Annotated in this window: 13 protein-coding genes; 6 read left to right on the top strand and 7 right to left on the bottom strand. The window is 70.9% G+C overall.

Annotated features, from left to right (window positions below):
* The first annotated feature begins 150 nt into the window (after window positions 1–150).
* Window positions 151–687 (top strand): GNAT family N-acetyltransferase, encoded by a 537-nt coding sequence (locus P2PM1_RS06720; protein ID WP_186398578.1) that lies wholly within the window; start codon window positions 151–153, stop codon window positions 685–687.
* 66 nt (window positions 688–753) lie between these two features.
* Here P2PM1_RS06720 and P2PM1_RS06715 read toward each other — a convergent pair whose 3' ends face one another.
* From P2PM1_RS06715 to P2PM1_RS06700, 4 genes are read right to left on the bottom strand one after another with little or no spacing between them, the layout of a single operon-like run.
* The gene (locus P2PM1_RS06715) at window positions 754–2,829 is read right to left on the bottom strand and encodes a hypothetical protein (protein WP_186398577.1); all 2,076 of its coding nucleotides are present in this window, start codon (window positions 2,827–2,829) and stop codon (window positions 754–756) included.
* Between the two features lie 10 nt (window positions 2,830–2,839).
* The gene (locus tag P2PM1_RS06710) at window positions 2,840–5,668 is read right to left on the bottom strand and encodes a DUF4159 domain-containing protein (protein ID WP_186398576.1); all 2,829 of its coding nucleotides are present in this window, start codon (window positions 5,666–5,668) and stop codon (window positions 2,840–2,842) included.
* Entirely contained in the window at window positions 5,665–6,621 is a 957-nt protein-coding gene (locus P2PM1_RS06705) for a DUF58 domain-containing protein (protein WP_186398575.1), read from the bottom strand. The genes P2PM1_RS06710 and P2PM1_RS06705 overlap by 4 nt, the downstream gene beginning before the upstream one ends.
* Window positions 6,622–6,627: 6 nt before the next feature.
* Window positions 6,628–7,632, bottom strand: a complete 1,005-nt coding sequence (locus P2PM1_RS06700) for a MoxR family ATPase (RefSeq protein WP_186387194.1) — start codon at window positions 7,630–7,632, stop codon at window positions 6,628–6,630.
* Between the two features lie 202 nt (window positions 7,633–7,834).
* Here P2PM1_RS06700 and P2PM1_RS06695 point away from each other — a divergent pair, with 202 nt between their 5' ends.
* The 4 genes from P2PM1_RS06695 to P2PM1_RS06680 are packed head-to-tail and all read left to right on the top strand — an operon-like array spanning window position 7,835 to window position 10,654.
* On the top strand, window positions 7,835–8,455 hold the full coding sequence (locus P2PM1_RS06695) for a DUF1285 domain-containing protein (protein ID WP_186394509.1): 621 nt from the start codon (window positions 7,835–7,837) through the stop codon (window positions 8,453–8,455).
* 35 nt (window positions 8,456–8,490) lie between these two features.
* Entirely contained in the window at window positions 8,491–9,126 is a 636-nt protein-coding gene (locus tag P2PM1_RS06690) for a CoA pyrophosphatase (RefSeq protein WP_371636463.1), read from the top strand.
* Window positions 9,126–9,386: a DUF6111 family protein gene (locus tag P2PM1_RS06685; protein WP_186387196.1), complete on the top strand. Its 261-nt coding sequence runs from the start codon at window positions 9,126–9,128 to the stop codon at window positions 9,384–9,386. Before P2PM1_RS06690 ends, P2PM1_RS06685 begins: the two co-directional genes overlap by 1 nt.
* A 23-nt stretch (window positions 9,387–9,409) precedes the next feature.
* Complete coding sequence (locus P2PM1_RS06680) at window positions 9,410–10,654, top strand: CCA tRNA nucleotidyltransferase (protein WP_186398574.1); 1,245 nt, start codon at window positions 9,410–9,412, stop codon at window positions 10,652–10,654.
* Window positions 10,655–10,660: 6 nt separating this feature from the next.
* Here P2PM1_RS06680 and P2PM1_RS06675 read toward each other — a convergent pair whose 3' ends face one another.
* The 3 genes from P2PM1_RS06675 to P2PM1_RS06665 all read right to left on the bottom strand — a co-directional run bounded on the left by P2PM1_RS06675 (window position 10,661) and on the right by P2PM1_RS06665 (window position 13,306).
* Window positions 10,661–11,782, bottom strand: a complete 1,122-nt coding sequence (locus P2PM1_RS06675) for an AAA family ATPase (protein WP_186398573.1) — start codon at window positions 11,780–11,782, stop codon at window positions 10,661–10,663.
* A 15-nt stretch (window positions 11,783–11,797) separates the two neighbouring features.
* On the bottom strand, window positions 11,798–12,745 hold the full coding sequence (gene hemF / locus P2PM1_RS06670; protein WP_186398572.1) for an oxygen-dependent coproporphyrinogen oxidase: 948 nt from the start codon (window positions 12,743–12,745) through the stop codon (window positions 11,798–11,800).
* Between the two features lie 69 nt (window positions 12,746–12,814).
* Window positions 12,815–13,306, bottom strand: a complete 492-nt coding sequence (locus P2PM1_RS06665) for a tRNA (cytidine(34)-2'-O)-methyltransferase (RefSeq protein ID WP_186398571.1) — start codon at window positions 13,304–13,306, stop codon at window positions 12,815–12,817.
* A gap of 143 nt (window positions 13,307–13,449) precedes the next feature.
* Here P2PM1_RS06665 and P2PM1_RS06660 point away from each other — a divergent pair, with 143 nt between their 5' ends.
* A complete protein-coding gene (locus tag P2PM1_RS06660; RefSeq protein WP_244301430.1) occupies window positions 13,450–15,312 on the top strand; it encodes an ABC transporter ATP-binding protein in 1,863 nt (620 codons plus the stop codon).
* Window positions 15,313–15,547: the final 235 nt, after the last annotated feature.

Below are 15,547 nucleotides of genomic sequence, written 5' to 3'. Positions count from 1 at the left end.
GCAGCGACGACGAGACTTGCGACGAGGCCAGCCCTCGCGCGTCGTCACACGTGTGCCTTGAGATCCGGCTAGAGCGTTGGGCATGACCCGGCGGAGCGGATCGAAGGCGCAAGGTTCCGCCTGACCGTCCCGACTTTCCGAGATCCGATCATGCTTGCACTGTCCTGGCTTATCCGGAACGAACTTCCGTCCGACCTCCCCGCCATTCTCGATCTGCAGGCCGAGGCCTTCGGTCCCGGCCGCTTCGCCAAGACGGCCTTCCGTCTGCGCGAGGGGGTGGAGCATGACCGGCGGCTCAGCTTCGTCGGCATGAGCGGCGATGTCTTTGCCGGCTCGGTCTGGCTGACGCCGATCACCATCGGCGAGGAGCCCTCGCAACTGCTCGGCCCGCTGGCGGTGGCGCCGGCCTTCAAGAATCAAGGGCTCGGCCGGCTGCTGGTCAACCAGGCGCTGAAGAGCGCGCGGGCGCTGGGCGAAAAGACCGTGCTGCTGGTGGGCGATGCGCCCTATTACGGGCCGCTCGGCTTCGCGCCGGTGCCGCCGGGGCGGATCATCCTGCCGGGGCCGGTGGATCCGGCGCGGCTGCTGATTGCCAATCTGGCGCCGGACAGCGCCTTGCCGGCGGGCAAGGTTCGCGGCGGCCGCGATGCGCGGTTCGCGATCTGCACCGATCCGGTCGAGGCTTGACGCCCCCACGGGGGAACGCGCCTCAGCGCCCCTCGCGGTACCAGAGACCCAGCGAGGGGACGCGCCTCAGCGTCCCTCGCGATACCACAGAAACGACAGACCGCCGAGCAGCAGCGCCAGGCCCAGCAGGCCGTGGAACAGCGGGTAGCGGTCGATGCCGCGCAGGAGGCTAGCCTCGGTGGTGCGGAAGCCGATCCAGCCGTCGCCGGCAAAGCTGGTGGCGCGGCGCATCGGCACGACGCGCGGAACGATGACGCCGCCATCCGCCCCGGCAAGGCGGCGGACGCTGCCGCCGGTCGCTGCGGCGATGGGGGCGAGGGGCCCGGTCGTCGACAGGACGTCGGTGAACTCGCGCGGGTTCGGCGGGCCGACATGGACGAGCGCCTTGCGGGTGCCGTCATCGACCGAATAAAGCCCGAGATCCGGCGCCGGAGCGGTGGCGCGCCACAGGCCGGGCGAGACTTCCGTCGGAGCGAGATTGCGCGTTTCGCCGCCCGGCAGGGTCAGCGTCAGGCTGCCGATGGCCTCGCCGATGGTCTGGCGCTCGGCGACGACCTCGGTGCCGCGGGCGGTGAGGCGCAGGGCCTCCTCCTCCAGGTCCGGCTCCTTCATCAGCCAGTGGGCGAGACGGCGCAGCAGGTCGACATGCGGGCCGCCGCCCTCATAGCCGCGCGCCCATAGCCAGACATGGTCCGACAGCAGCACGGCGACGCGGCCCTCGCCCTCGCGGCTGAGCACCAGGAGCGGCTTGTCGTCGACGCCGGTCATCAAGGTTTCGCCGTTGCGCACGCTGGCATCGACCAGACGGAACCAGCGGCTCCAGGCCGGCGGCTCGGAACTCGAGCCGGGCAGGGCACGGGTCACCGGGTGGCGGGAGCCGATATCGGAGATGCCGGCATGGAACGGCTCCTCGTAGATCATGCCGCTGGGCTCGGCCGGCAGCACCGGCGCCAGCGGCGTGCGGTAGAGGCTGCCGGCTTCCGCATAGTCGGGACCGCCGGCGACCAGCACGGCGCCGCCATCGCGCACATAGCGGGCGATGTTGTCGAAATAGAGCAGGGGCAGCACGCCGCGCTGCTCGTAGCGGTCGAAGATGATCAGGTCGAACTCGTCGATCTTCACCGAGAACAGCTCGCGCGTCGGGAAGGCGATCAGCGACAACTGGTTGATCGGCGTGCCGTCCTGCTTGTCGGGCGGGCGCAGGATGGTGAAGTGGACGAGATCGACGGAGGCGTCGGACTTCAGCAGGTTGCGCCAGGTGCGCTCGCCCGCATGCGGGCTGCCGGAGACGAGCAGGACGCGCAGGTTCTCGCGGATGCCCTCGATGGTGACGACGACGCGGTTGTTGATGTCGGTGAGTTCGCCGTCGAGCGCCTCGGCGGAGAATTCGAAGATATTGTTGCCGCCATGGGCGATGGTGACCGGAATGTCGATGCTGGCACCGGGCTGGGCCATCTGCTGCGACACGACCTCGCCGTCGCGGCGCACCACGATCGGCACCCGGCTACTGGCGCTGTGGCCGTGATCCTGGAGCTGCAGGGTGACGATCTGCTGCGAGCCGACCAGCGCGAAGCGCGGCGCGCGGGCAATGGCGAGGCGGCGGTCGACCTCGTCGGCGCGCCCGGTGATCAGCGCGTGCAGCGGGGCGTTGAAGCCAAGGTCCGACGTGCGGGCGGGAATGTCGTGAACCTGGCCGTCGGTGATCATCACCGCGCCGCCGATGCGGTCGGGCGGCACGTCGGAGATGCTGTCGGCAAGGGCCGAGAACAGGGCGGTGCCGTCGGCGGTGGCGCCGTCGCCGCGGCCGGCGCGGACGATGCGCAGCTCGTAGCCGGACAGGCCGGCAAAGCGCTGTTCGAGGGCTGCCAGCGCCTGGGCCGTGACGCTGGCGCGGTCGGCGAGGCGCTGGCTCTGGCTTTCGTCGACGATGACGGAGACGACGCTGGAGAGCGCCTCGCGGTCCTCCCGCTCCAGCGCCGGGCCGGCGAGCGCGAGAAGCAGCAGCGCCATGGCGAGCGCCCGCAAGGGCCAGGCCGGCAGGCGCAGCACCAGGGCGCCGGCGACCAGCAGCACGGCCACGACGGCGGCGGCGGCGAGCAGCCAGAGCGGCACGAGCGGGGCAAAGGAGAGGGACCAGATCACGGGCGCGCTCCTATTGTCCGAGCCGTTCCAGCAGCGCCGGAACATGCACCTGGTCGGCCTTGTAGTTGCCGGTCAGGGCGTACATGACGATGTTGACGCCGGAGCGATAGGCATATTCGCGCTGCATGGCGTCGTTGGGCACGGTGGGGAAGAGGGGGCTGCCCGCCTCGTCCACCGCCCAGGCCGCGGCGAAGTCGTTGCCGGTGATCAGCAGCGGCGAGACGCCGTCGCCGGCGCGCACCGGCCGGTCGGCGCTGTTCTGCGCGTCCGTCGCCTCGACCCAGAGCGGTCCGTCGGCATAGCGGCCGGGGAAGGTCTCCAGCAGGTAGAAGGCCTTGGTCAGCACATGATCGGCCGGCACCGGCTCCAGCGGCGGGATGTCGAGCCCGTCGAGAACCTGGCGCAGGCGCAGCACCGCCGGCGAGGTGCCCAAGCCGGAAATGCCGGCGGCGAGCTGGTCGGCGGTGTCGAACAGGATGGTGCCGCCGTTGCGCATATAGGTGTCGATCCGGGCCAGCGCGTCGGAGGAGGGCACGGGCGTCGTCTCGGTGATCGGCCAGTAGAGGATCGGGAAGAAGGCGAGCTCATCGCGGGCGATGTCGACGCCGACCGGGGCTTCCGGCTCCAGCGCGGTGCGGCTGGCGAGGTAGCGGCTGAGGCCGAGCAGGCCCTGGCGGCTGGTGACGTCGCGGTCCGGCTGGCCGGTGACCACATAGGCAAGGCGGGTGTCGAGCGTTGCCTCCAGCGCGGCGAGGTCGTCGGAGGTCTCCTGCGCGAGGGAGGCGTGCGGCAGCGCGGCGGCGGCAAGGCCGGCGATCAGCAGCACGGCGGCGCCGCGCGCCAGCCGGGCGCGCAGGCCGTTGCGGTCGCCGCGCAGCGCCATCATCGCAATCGCATCGGCGAAGAGCAGCAGGAGCGCGGCGAGGAACAGCAGCGGCCGCAGGTCGGTCGCCTCGGAGGTCGGATAGGTCACCACGCGCGCCGAGCCGCCCAGGCCGGCGAGATCGAGCGGCAGGACCTGCCCCGGCGCGGTGAACAGGTTGATGGCGCGGAAGGCGTCGTCGCTGCCGTAAAGCCCCGGCGGATGGCGCCGGGAGGCGGCAACCTCGCCGCCGCGCGCCGAGATCGGCAGGGCGGAGGCGGGCGGCGGGCCGAGACGGCCGCGCCCGTCGAGCACGCGCACGGGCGGCAGCAGCACCTCGGCCGGCTCCTGCAGCCTGCCGCCGGCCGCCGTGCCGGCGCCGTTTTCGGCACGCGAGCCGGAGGCCGAGGAGACGGCGACGATGCGCCGGAGCATGGAGACGAAGGCGCCGGAGAGCGGCAGGTTCGACCAAGCGGTGTCGGCGGTGACATGGAAGAGGACGAGGGTGCCGCGCCCGCGCGCGGCGGCGGTGACGAGCGGCGTGCCGTCGGCGAGCGAGGCCCAGGTGCGGTCGGAGAGATCCGGGCCGGGCTCGGCCAGCACCTGCCGGTTGACGGTGACGTCGGCGGGAACAGGGAGGCGGGCGAAGGGCGAGCCTTCGGAGAAATTCGCCAGCGGCTGCGGCTGCTCCCAGGAGAGGCTGCCGCCGAGCGTCCTGTCGCCGGCGCGCAGGGAGGTCGGCACCAGATCGTCGGTGCCGCCGGCCATGCGCGGACCGGCGAAGCGCAGCAGCACGCCGCCCTGCTCGACCCAGGCGGCGACGCTGGCCTGCGCCTCTTCCGGCAGGCGGCCGACATCGGCTAGGATGATGACCGAGACGCCCTGCTCGATCAGGTCCGGCAGGGCCACGGCGAGGTTTTCCTCGCGCGGGCGGCGCAGCTCGGCAAAGGGCGAGAGCGCCCGTTCCAGATAGTAGAGCGGCGACAGCAGCGGCTGCGCCTGATCGGCGGAGGCGCCGGAGACGAGGCCGACGGTGCGGCGCTGCCAGCGGTCATCAAGAAGCTGGACGCCGGCGGCGCTGTCCTCGCCGACCAGCTCCAGCCGGGCGACGTCGTTGCGCAGTTCGACCGGGAAATCGAACTCGGCCGAGCCGCTCACCCCGTCCTCGCCGAAGCGGGCCACCGTCTCGCCGAGGGTGAGGCCGCGCATGTCGAGGGCGCGGATGGTGCGAGGCGCCGCGGCCGGACGGTCGGCGAGCACGGAGACGGTCAGCGCCTCGATGTCGTTGCGGGCATCTGCCAGGACAGTGGGGCGGCCGAGCCCGGTCATGACGGTCAGCTCGGTATCGCCGACAAGGGCGCGAAGATCCTCGATGAAGCGCGGCGTGCCGGCGTCAGCGGCGTCCTCGGCGAGCCAGACGACGGCGCCGGGGCGGGTCTCCTGCGCCGCCGCGGTCAGGCCGGGGGTCAGTTCGCCGCGATTGACCGGCCAGGGGCGGGGCTCCAGCACGCGCAGCCGCTCCAGCGCGACGCGGGCGTTCTGCGGCACCAGGGGCTGGTCGGCGCCCTCCGCCGTGGCGGCGAGCAGCACCGGACGGCCGCTGTCGGCGGCGGTCTCGATCAGCCGTTCGGCGCCGCGCTGGCGGGTCTGCCAGCCGGCCGAGGAGGCCCAGCCATTGTCGAGAAGGATCCACAAGGGGCCGCGACCGGAGGGCGCTTCGGCGAGCGGGCGCCAGATCGGCCCGGCCAGCGCGAGAATGATCGCAGCCGCCAGAAGCAGGCGCAGCAGGGTCAGCCACCAGGGACTGTTGTCGGGCGTCTCCTCGCGCTTGTCGATGTCGGCAAGCAGGCGTGCGGGCGGGAAGGCGACGCGGCGCGGGCTCGGCGGGATCAGCCGCAGCAGCCACCAGATCACCGGCAGCAGCAGCAGGGCGGCGAGCATCAGCGGCGCGGTGAAGCCGAGGGGGAGGAAGGTCATTGGCCGGCGCCTCCCGGTCCGTTGAGCGGCAGGCCGCTGAGCCGGCTGTGCAGCAGCAGCATCGGCTCGGAGGCCGGGCGATCCGTATGATGCAGGACGAAGGTCCAGCCGGCGCGGCGGGCGGCATCCGACAGCGCCTGGCGATGCGCCTCCAGCCGGTCGCGATAGGCGCGGCGCCACTGTTCCGCCTTGCCGCTGGTGAGCTTGAAGCCGGTCTCCGGATCGCGGAACTCGGTGCGGCCGGAAAAGGGGAAGGTCTCCTCGATCGGGTCGAGCACCATGACCACATGGGCGCGGGCGCCGGTGGCGGCGACCTTGCGCATCCAGGCCAGCGTCTCCTCGACGGGATCGAGCAGGTCGCCGATCAGCACCACTTCCGAAAAACGGCGGATGTCCTCAGTCGGTGGCAGGCTCACGGGATCGGCCAGGTGGCCGAGCGTGTCGGCGATGCGCTCGGCCGCATGGCGGTCGGCGGAGGGACGGCGCAGGCCGGGCAGGCCGATGCGCTCGCCGGTCTCGGCGAGAAGATCGGCCAGCGCCAGCAGCAGCACCAGGGCGCGGTCGCGCTTCAGGACCTGCGACAGATGCGAGCGAAAGCCCATGGACGGCGACAGGTCGGCCCAGAGCCAGACGGTGTGGGCCGCCTCCCATTCCCGCTCGCGGACATAGAGATGGTCGTCGCGGGCCGAGCGGCGCCAGTCGATGCGCTTGACCGGCTCGCCGGCATTGAAGGGGCGGAACTGCCAGAAATTCTCGCCGGTGCCGGCGCGGCGGCGGCCATGCCAGCCGGCATTGATCGTCATCGCCACCTGGCGGGCCTCGACCAGGAGGTCGGGCAGGGCCTCGGCGAGCGCGCGGGCGCCGGCGACGACCTGCGGCCAGGCGGCTCCCTGATGATCGTCCAAGGCCGAGGAACCCGGCGAGGACAGGCCGAAACGCCCGAGGCGGCTCATGAGGCGCTATCCGATCCGGCTCTTGATGCGGCCGATCAGCCCGCGAATGGTCTGGCCGTCCGCCCGCGCGCCGAAGGTCAGCGCCATGCGGTGCTGCAGCACCGGCTCGGCCAGGGCCAGCACGTCGTCCACCGACGGCGCGAGCCGCCCGTCGACGAGGGCACGGGCGCGGACGGTGAGCATCAATGCCTGGCTGGCGCGCGGTCCGGGGCCCCAGGCGATCTGGCTGGTGATCTCGTCGTCGCTCTCGCCGGGACGGGCGGAGCGGACGAGCTCGAGGATCGCCTCGACGACACTCTCGCCGACCGGCATGCGGCGCACGAGCTGCTGGCAGGCGGCAAGATCCTGCGCCGTCATCACCGCGCTCGCCTGCGCGTCCTGGGCGCCGGTCGTTTCCATCAGGATGCGCCGTTCCGCCTCGCGGTCGGGATAATGCACGTCGATCTGCATCACGAAGCGGTCGAGCTGCGCCTCGGGCAGGGGATAGGTGCCCTCCTGCTCCAGCGGGTTCTGGGTCGCCAATACATGGAAGGGGCGCGGCAGATCGTAGCTCTGGCCGGCGACGGTGACCTGGTATTCCTGCATCGCCTGCAGCAGGGCCGACTGGGTGCGCGGGCTGGCGCGGTTGATCTCGTCGGCCATCAGGACCTGCGAGAAGATCGGCCCCTTGATGAAGCGGAAGGCGCGGCTGCCGTCGCGGCCCTGGTCCATCACCTCGGCGCCGAGAATGTCGGAGGGCATCAGGTCGGGGGTGAACTGGATGCGGCGGGCGTCGAGGCCGAGCACCGTGCCGAGGGTTTCCACCAGCTTGGTCTTGGCAAGGCCGGGGACGCCGACCAGCAGGCCGTGGCCGCCGGCCAGCAGCGTCACCAGCGCGCGCTCCACCACGCTTTCCTGGCCGAAGATGATGCGGGAGATCTCCGTCCGGGCGGCGGTGATCGTCTCCATCGCCGCTTCCGCGTCGCGGGCGACCCGTTCGTGATCAACTTCCGGTGAAGTGACGGCACTCATGGTCGAATTATCCTTCCTGATCGCGCGGCGGTTCCAGCATCACCCGAAACGCCCGAGTCGGCCAGCGGTTGCCATCGGCCGCCTCGCCGTTGCAGTCTTCCGCGGGGACTGGTCCGAGACTCACGCCGGCACGGCAATGGTAACCCATGTCATGACAGGGTATGGGCCAAATGATGGCGACGACAATGGGAACCCGACAGCGATGACGCAGGGACAGGCCATGGATGGGGCCAAAATGCCCGCCGGACTGGCCGATCTCGTCGCCCGCGCCGGCAAGACGCGGGGCACGCCGCCGGTCGAGCGGTGGAACCCGCCCTTCTGCGGCGACATCGACATGCGGATCGCCGGCGACGGCCGCTGGTACTACATGGGCTCGCCGATCAACCGCGAGGCGTTGGTGCGCCTGTTCGCCTCGGTGCTGCGGCGGGACGAGGACGGGCGCCACTATCTGGTGACGCCGGTCGAGCGGGTCGGCATTACCGTCGAGGACGCGCCGTTCCTGGCGGTGGAGATGCATGCGCAAGGCGAGGGCCGCGAGCAGCGGCTGACCCTGCGCACCAATGTCGGCGACGTGGTGACGGCGGATGCCAGCCATCCGCTTCGCTTTGAACGGGAAACTGGCACGGACGGACTTAAACCCTATATCAGGGTACGAGGCGCGCTGGATGCGCTGCTGGCGCGGCCGCTGCTCTACCAGCTTGCCGAGCTTTTCGAGGAACAGGACATGGGTGGCCGCTCCATGCTCGGCGTATGGAGCGGGGGCGTCTTCTTTCCGGCGGTTGCGGCCGGCGAGACGGATATGGAAACGGGCGGGGCAGGGTGAGCCTGGAGATCGAGCAGGATCGTGCGGAGCGGATGATGAAGGGGGCGGCCGCCGTGATCGATTCGGCGGAAGCCTTTGCCGAGCAGGCGCGGCTGCGCCTTGCGCTCGCCGCGATGGACGAGGTCGGCGACCACATCCTCAATCCGGACATGGGACCCTTCGCCTTCGCCAAGCGGCCGCCGCGCGATGCGGCGGTGCTGATCCCGGTGGTGGACCGGCCGGCCGGGGCCTCCGTCATCCTCACTCAGCGCACCGACCATCTGACCAGCCATGCCGGGCAGATCTCGCTGCCGGGCGGCAAGATCGACCCCGAGGACGAGGGGCCGGTGGCCGCGGCGCTGCGCGAGGCGCGCGAGGAAATCGGGCTGTCGCCGCGCGCGGTGCAGCCGGTCGGCGTGCTGCCGACCTATCTCACCGGCTCCGGCTACCGGGTCGCGCCGGTGATCGGCCTGGTCTCGCCGAGGGCGCGGATCGTCGCCAACCCGGACGAGGTGGCCGATGTCTTCGAGGTGCCGCTGCGGTTCCTGATGGACGATGCCAATCACCGCCGGCAGTCCCGGATCTTCGCCGGAAAGCCCCGCTATTTCTATGCCATGCCCTATGGCGAACGCTACATCTGGGGCGTTACCGCCGGGATCCTCCGGCTTCTCTATGACACGGTGTGCCGCTGATGTTGCGTATCATTCTCACCCAGCTCCTGCTGTTCTCGCTGCCCTTCATCGGATTTGCGATCTGGCTGTTCATCAACAAGAAGGCACAGACCTCGGAGAACTGGCGCAAGGGGCCGATGCTGTGGCTGGTGATCGCCGGCGGCGCGCTGGTGATTGCCGGGCTGGTGACGCTGACCCTGCGCGAGGGACTGCCGGAGGGGCAGACCTACCGGCCGGCGGAGATGCGCGACGGCCAGTTCATCCCCGGCCGCTACGAATAGCGGAGCCTCGCGTGGAGGGGCGCATGAGCGAGCGGATCAAGGCCGACTGGCTGGGCGAACCGGCGCTGCAGGCCGTGTTCGACGCGCTCGAACAGGGCGGCGAGACGGCACGCGTCGTCGGCGGGGCGGTGCGCAACACGCTGTTCGGCCTGGCCGTCAGCGACATCGACATCGCCACCACGGCGGAACCTGCCACCGTCATCGAGCGCGTCGAGGCGGCCGGACTGAAGGCGGTGCCGACCGGCGTCGACCACGGCACGGTGACGGTGGTCAGCGATGGCCGCGCCTTCGAGGTCACCACCCTGCGCGAGGATGTGGAGACGCATGGCCGCCACGCCACCGTGCGTTTCGGCCGCGACTGGCGGCATGACGCGGAGCGGCGCGACTTCACCATGAACGCGCTCTATGCAGGACGCGACGGGACGCTGTTCGATCCGGTCGGCGGCCTGGCCGACCTTCACGCCCGGCGGGTGCGCTTCATCGGCGATGCGGAGCGGCGCATCCGCGAGGACTATCTGCGCATCCTGCGCTTCTTCCGCTTCCATGCCCAATATGGCGAGGGCGCGCCCGACGCCGAGGGTCTTGCCGCCGTGACCCGGCTGAAGGACGGCCTTGCGGGGCTTTCGGCCGAGCGGATCGGCGCGGAGATGCGCAAGCTCGTCGCCGCGGGCGGCGCGGTCGCGACGCTGGAGGCGATGGCGGCGAGCGGCGTGATGCCGCAGGTGTTGGTGCCGCGCGCCGGGCTCGGCCCGTTCCGGGCCCTGCGGGCGCTCGATGCTCTTTGCGCCAACACGCGCGCGCCGGCGCTGGCGCTCGCCGCGCTCAGCGAGGGCGGCGAGGCGGAGCTCGATGCGCTGGCCGACCGGCTGCGGCTCTCCAATGCGGAGCGGCGGCGGATGAAGGCGGCGCGGCTGGCTGCCGACGCGGTGCGCGCAAAGCCGTGGAGCGACGATCCCGAGGCGGTGCGTCTCGCCGCGCTGGAACTGCTCTATCGCCACGGGCGCGAGGCGGCGGCCGATGGCGTGCTGCTGGCCGCCGCCGAGGCGGGGCGTGCGGCGGACGACGCGGGGCTGCGGGCGCTGCTGGAGGCGGTGACGGGGCTCGACATTCCGAGGCTTCCGGTCTCCGGCCGCGACATGACCAGGGCCGGCATCGCGCCGGGACCGAAGGTCGGCGAGGAATTGCGCCTCGCCGAGAGCCGCTGGATCGACAGCGGCTTTGCGCTCGACCGGGCGGCGCTGCTTGCCGAGGTCGCCGGGACGGCTTGACGCCCTTCAGTCCTCGTCGGCGAATTCGCCGGTGATCTTCAACCCTTCGATGCCGGTCGCCCCTTCGGTCTTCACGATCGTGCGCGGCACGGCGCCGGCCTCGCGCGCCAGCGCGTCGGCGAAGTCCTGCGAATGGGTGACGATCCAGACCTGCGTGCGCTCGCAAGCCCGCGCCACGACCCGGGCGAGCGGGGCCAGCAGCTCCGGATGCAGGCTTGCCTCCGGCTCGTTCAGCGCGACGAAGGCCGGCAGCCGGTAGGCGAGCAGCGCCCCGGCGAGCGCCAGATAGTTGAGCGTGCCGTCGGAGAGCTCGCGGGCCGAGAAGTCGCGCGGCATGTCGGCAAAGCGCAGCGACAGACGGGCGGCGCCCTCAGCCACCTCGACCCGCAGGCGGGCGCCGGGAAAAGCGTCGTCGATGGCGGCCTCCATGTCGCGGGCATCGCCCCGCACCAGGGTGAGCGTCGCCAGGACGGCGGCAAGGTCCGCCCCGTCGGACGAGAGGGTCGGTGTCGTCAGTGCAAGCGCGGGCTGGCGCAGCGGCGAGGCCTCGTCGGTGCGAAAGCCATGGTAGAAGCGCCAGTCGGCGAAGGTGCGGCGGACGATGTCGAGCTCTGGAAAGCGGGCGCCGTCGCGAAAGGCACCGAGCGCGGTTTCAGACCCCAGCAACTCGTTGTCGTAGGTCAGCCTCGTGCCGTCGGCGGCGCGCAGCCAGGCCGTGGGGCCGCCGCGCTGCATCAAGGTGACCTCGCGCCGACCGGCGGCGAGCGTCAGGCTCTCCTCCTTGACCAGCGGCTCCAGCGGCAGGGCCGCGTCGGTGATGTTGTTCGGCAGGCCGACCTCGATGGAATAGGTCATGTCGCCGAGCCGGGCCTTGAGGATCAGCCGCACCGGGGCGCCGCGCTTGCGACCGCCGGCCCACAGCACGCTTTCGACGCCGCCTTCCTCGGCGATGGCGCGGGTGATGCGGCCGAAGGCGGCCTGCTGCAGCAGCGAGAGGGCGCGGTAGAGGTTGGTCTTGCCGGTGCCGTTGCGGCCGACGAAGACGTTGAGCGCGCCGACCGGCATATGCAGCGCGCGCAGGGAGCGATAGCCGGTGACGGAGAGGGATGTCAGCGGCGGCAGGGACATGGGATCAGCCTCGCCTCACGGCCATTTCACCACTGGCGGCATCGACGACAGGATCGAGGCGACATTGCCGCCGGTCCTGAGCCCGAAGATCGTGCCGCGGTCGTAGAGCAGGTTGTACTCGACGTAACGGCCGCGGCGGATGAGTTGTTCCTCGCGCTCGGCCTCGCTCCACGGCGTGCCGTAGTTGGCGCGCACCAGCTTCGGGTAGATGTCGAGAAAGGCGAGGCCGACGTCCCGGGTGAAGGCGAAATCGGCCTCCCAGTCGCCGGAGTTGAGATAGTCGTAGAAGATGCCGCCGACGCCGCGCGGCTCGTTGCGGTGCTTGAGGAAGAAATACTCGTCGCACCAGGCCTTGTAGCGGGGATAGTCGGCGACCGCATGGGGCTCGCAGGCGCCCTGCATCGCCGCGTGGAAGGCGCGCGTGTCGGCGTCCTCCTGGGTGCGGCGGGCCTCCAGCACCGGCGTCAGGTCGGCGCCGCCGCCGAACCACTGGCGGGTGGTGACGACCATGCGGGTGTTCATGTGCACGGCCGGCACATGCGGATTGTGCATGTGGGCGATCAGCGAGATGCCGGAGGCCCAGAAGCGCGGGTCCTCCGAGGCGCCGGGGATCTGGCCGCGGAACTCCGGCGAGAACTCGCCGTGGACGGTGGAGACGTGGACGCCGACCTTCTCGAAGACGCGGCCCTTCATCATCGCCATGATGCCGCCGCCGCCCTTCGCCCCGGTCGAATCGATTCGCTCCCACGGCGTGCGCTCGAAGCGGCCGGCCGGCAGGGCCGCGAGGTCGCCGGGCAGGGCGGCGTGCTCGGCGGCCTCGTCCTCGATCGCCTCGAAGGCGGCGCAGATGCGGTCGCGCAGGCTCTGGAACCAGGCTTCGGCGCGCAGCTTCTTGTCGTCGATGCCACCGGGAACCGGGCCGCCGCGCGTCTCGCCCCTGTCGTCCGTCGTCGCTGCGCTCATTCCTGCAGTCCTCCCCCTATGCGTGCCCGCGCGCCTGATTGGCCTTCTGCCCCGGCTTCATGGCAGAACTCATCCGCCGGTGGAAGGGGACGCGTCCCCCGGACGGGGAAAGGCGCCAGTCTGCCGCAGGGCCTCGCCCAGCACCATGGCCGCCGCGACGGCGACATTGAGCGAGCGCAGGCCGGCGACCATCGGCACGGTGAGTCGGGCATCGGCGCGGGCGTGAACCTCTTGCGGAACGCCGGAGGATTCGCGGCCGAGCATGAGAATGTCGGACGCCTGGAAGGCGTGATCGAGATAGGAGGTCGCCCCGGAGGTGGTCAGCAGCACCAGCCGGCGACCTTCACTCGCGCGCCAGGCCTCGAAGGTGGACATGTCGACATGGCGGACCAGGGCGGCGCGCTCGATATAGTCCATGCCGGCGCGGCGCAGCGCGTGATCGGACAGCGGAAAGCCGGCCGGCTCGATCACATGCACGGTCACGCCGAGGCAGGCACTGAGCCGCAGGATCGTGCCGGTGTTCTGCGGAATGTCCGGCTGGAAGAGCGCAAGGTCGGGCATGGCAGGCGCGGTCCGGGTCTGGAAGCGGGCTTGGAAGCGGGGCAGGGTGTCCCATATGCAGGTGCGGGCGGCGCATGCATCCCCTCAGCGCCCCTTCTTGCCCGCAGCCCACCCTTCCGGCAACAGCAAAGGACCCGCGTCCCGTGATCGAAAGACTGCTTGCCTGGTTCGAAGGGCGCCTCGATCCGCTGGCGCCGCTGCCCGACCGTCCGGTGCCGCGCACCGCCTTCGGCTATCTGTGGTTCTTCGTCTCGCAGGCGCGGCTGACCTTTCTGGCGATGCTGGTGCTCGGCGGCCTCACCGCCCTGATCGAGGCGGCGCTCTATGTCTTCGTCGGCGACCTGGTCGACAGGATGCAGGCCGGGACGCGGACGGAGTTTCTCGCCGAGCACGGGACGGTTCTGATCCTGATGGCGCTGACCGTGCTGCTGCTGCGCCCGCTCATTGCGACGCTGAACGCGCTGGTGGAAGAGCAGATCGTGGTGCCGGGCTTCTTCAACCTGGTGCGGATGCAGGGTCACGCGCAGGTGGTGGGCAAGTCGCTGGCCTATTTCCAGGACGAGTTCGCGGGCCGCATCTCGCAGAAGGTCTGGCAGTCGGGACAGGCGGCCGGCGACTTCATGGTCAGCCTGCTGCAGGTGATCTGGTTCATCGTCGTCTTCGCGGTGTCGACACTGGCGCTGGTGACCGCGCTCGATCCGTGGTTCGGCCTCGTCGTGGGGCTGTGGCTCGCCGGCTTTGCCGGGCTGGCTTTCCTTTATGTGCCGCGTATCCGCCGGACCGCGAAGGACAGCGCCCATGCCTCGTCCGGCGTGACCGGGCGCTTCGTCGACACCTATGGCAATATCCAGACGATCAAGCTGTTCAGCGACACGCAGCGCGAGGGGATCGGCACCCGCGAGAGCTACGAGGCGTTCCTCGCCGCGATCCGCCGCTTCACCCGCACGCTGACGGCGGTGCGCTGGCAGATGAGCGTGCTGTCGGGCGTGATGATCACCGCGATCGGCGGGCTCGCGGTGTTCGCCTGGGAGGCGGGCCGGGTGACCACCGGCGACGTGGCGCTGGTGCTCGGCCTGGTGCTGCGGCTCAACGTGCTGCTGGGCCGGCTGCTCGGCCAGCTCAACGGGCTGTTCCGGGCGCTGGGCACGCTGCAGGACAGCGCCGAGACGATCACCCGTCCGGTGACGGTGACCGACCGGCCGGGGGCGCCGGCGCTCGCCGTGTCCAAGGGAGAGATCGCGTTCGAGGGCGTGCGGTTCCACTATGGCAAGACGGGCGGGGTGATCGAGGACCTGACGACGACGATCCGTCCGGGCGAGCGGGTGGGGCTCGTCGGCCGCTCGGGAGCGGGCAAGTCGACGCTGGTGAACCTGCTGTTGCGCTTCTACGACCTGGAGAGCGGCCGCATTCTGATCGACGGGCAGGACATTGCTGCGGTGACGCAGGCAAGCCTCAGGTCGCAGATCGGCATGGTGACGCAGGACACGGCGCTGCTGCACCGCTCGATCCGCGAGAATATCGCGCTCGGCCGGGAGGATACGGGCGAGGCGGCGATCCGCGAGGCGGCGCGGCGGGCGCATGCGCTCGAGTTCATCGAGGCGCTGGCCGACAGCCGCGGCCGCACCGGCTTCGAGGCGAGGGTCGGCGAGCGGGGCGTGAAATTGTCCGGCGGCCAGCGCCAGCGTATCGCCATTGCCCGGGTGCTCTTGAAGAACGCGCCGATCCTGGTGCTGGACGAGGCGACCTCGGCGCTCGATTCGGAGGTCGAGGCGGCGATCCAGGAGAGCCTCACCGAGCTGATGGCCGGCAAGACGGTGATCGCCATCGCCCACCGACTGTCGACCATCGCGGCGATGGACCGCTTGATCGTGCTGGACGAGGGGCGGATTGCCGAGGAAGGGCGGCATGACGAGCTGGTGGCGCGCGGCGGGCTCTATGCGGAGTTGTGGGCGCGGCAGTCCGGGGGCTTCATCGCCGTCGAGGACGAGGCGGAAGCGGTGGGCTAGCGCGAGACCGTTGCCCCCGCGCGGGCCGAGGTGAGCGCGAGAACGTTGCCCCGCGCGGGCCGAGGTCAGCGCGAGAACGTTGCCCCGTGCTGGCGGAGCCGGCGCGAGAACGTTGCATGAACGCAACAGTCGCATGGCTTCAATCCTTCGGGTTCGAATTGAGCCTTTGCAACCGCCGGTCATCGTGTATGGTCACCGCATCGGCTTTCGCCATCTTCGGCGCCTCGCGCGCCCG

The sequence above is a fragment of the Stappia sp. P2PMeth1 genome (assembly GCF_900185735.1).
GTDB lineage: Bacteria > Pseudomonadota > Alphaproteobacteria > Rhizobiales > Stappiaceae > Stappia.
The sequence above is the reverse complement of the archived record's forward strand: the minus strand, read 5'-3'. Positions and strand labels throughout refer to the sequence as shown.

What these genes read in the sequence shown, in the direction of transcription:
- P2PM1_RS06720 (WP_186398578.1), top strand. Translation starts at nt 151, where the DNA reads ATGCTTGCACTGTCCTGGCTTATCCGGAACGAACTTCCGTCCGACCTC.
- P2PM1_RS06710 (WP_186398576.1), bottom strand. Translation starts at nt 5,668, where the DNA reads ATGACCTTCCTCCCCCTCGGCTTCACCGCGCCGCTGATGCTCGCCGCC.
- P2PM1_RS06705 (WP_186398575.1), bottom strand. Translation starts at nt 6,621, where the DNA reads ATGAGCCGCCTCGGGCGTTTCGGCCTGTCCTCGCCGGGTTCCTCGGCC.
- P2PM1_RS06700 (WP_186387194.1), bottom strand. Translation starts at nt 7,632, where the DNA reads ATGAGTGCCGTCACTTCACCGGAAGTTGATCACGAACGGGTCGCCCGC.
- P2PM1_RS06695 (WP_186394509.1), top strand. Translation starts at nt 7,835, where the DNA reads ATGACGCAGGGACAGGCCATGGATGGGGCCAAAATGCCCGCCGGACTG.
- P2PM1_RS06690 (WP_371636463.1), top strand. Translation starts at nt 8,491, where the DNA reads ATGAAGGGGGCGGCCGCCGTGATCGATTCGGCGGAAGCCTTTGCCGAG.
- P2PM1_RS06685 (WP_186387196.1), top strand. Translation starts at nt 9,126, where the DNA reads ATGTTGCGTATCATTCTCACCCAGCTCCTGCTGTTCTCGCTGCCCTTC.
- P2PM1_RS06680 (WP_186398574.1), top strand. Translation starts at nt 9,410, where the DNA reads ATGAGCGAGCGGATCAAGGCCGACTGGCTGGGCGAACCGGCGCTGCAG.
- P2PM1_RS06675 (WP_186398573.1), bottom strand. Translation starts at nt 11,782, where the DNA reads ATGTCCCTGCCGCCGCTGACATCCCTCTCCGTCACCGGCTATCGCTCC.
- hemF (WP_186398572.1), bottom strand. Translation starts at nt 12,745, where the DNA reads ATGAGCGCAGCGACGACGGACGACAGGGGCGAGACGCGCGGCGGCCCG.
- P2PM1_RS06665 (WP_186398571.1), bottom strand. Translation starts at nt 13,306, where the DNA reads ATGCCCGACCTTGCGCTCTTCCAGCCGGACATTCCGCAGAACACCGGC.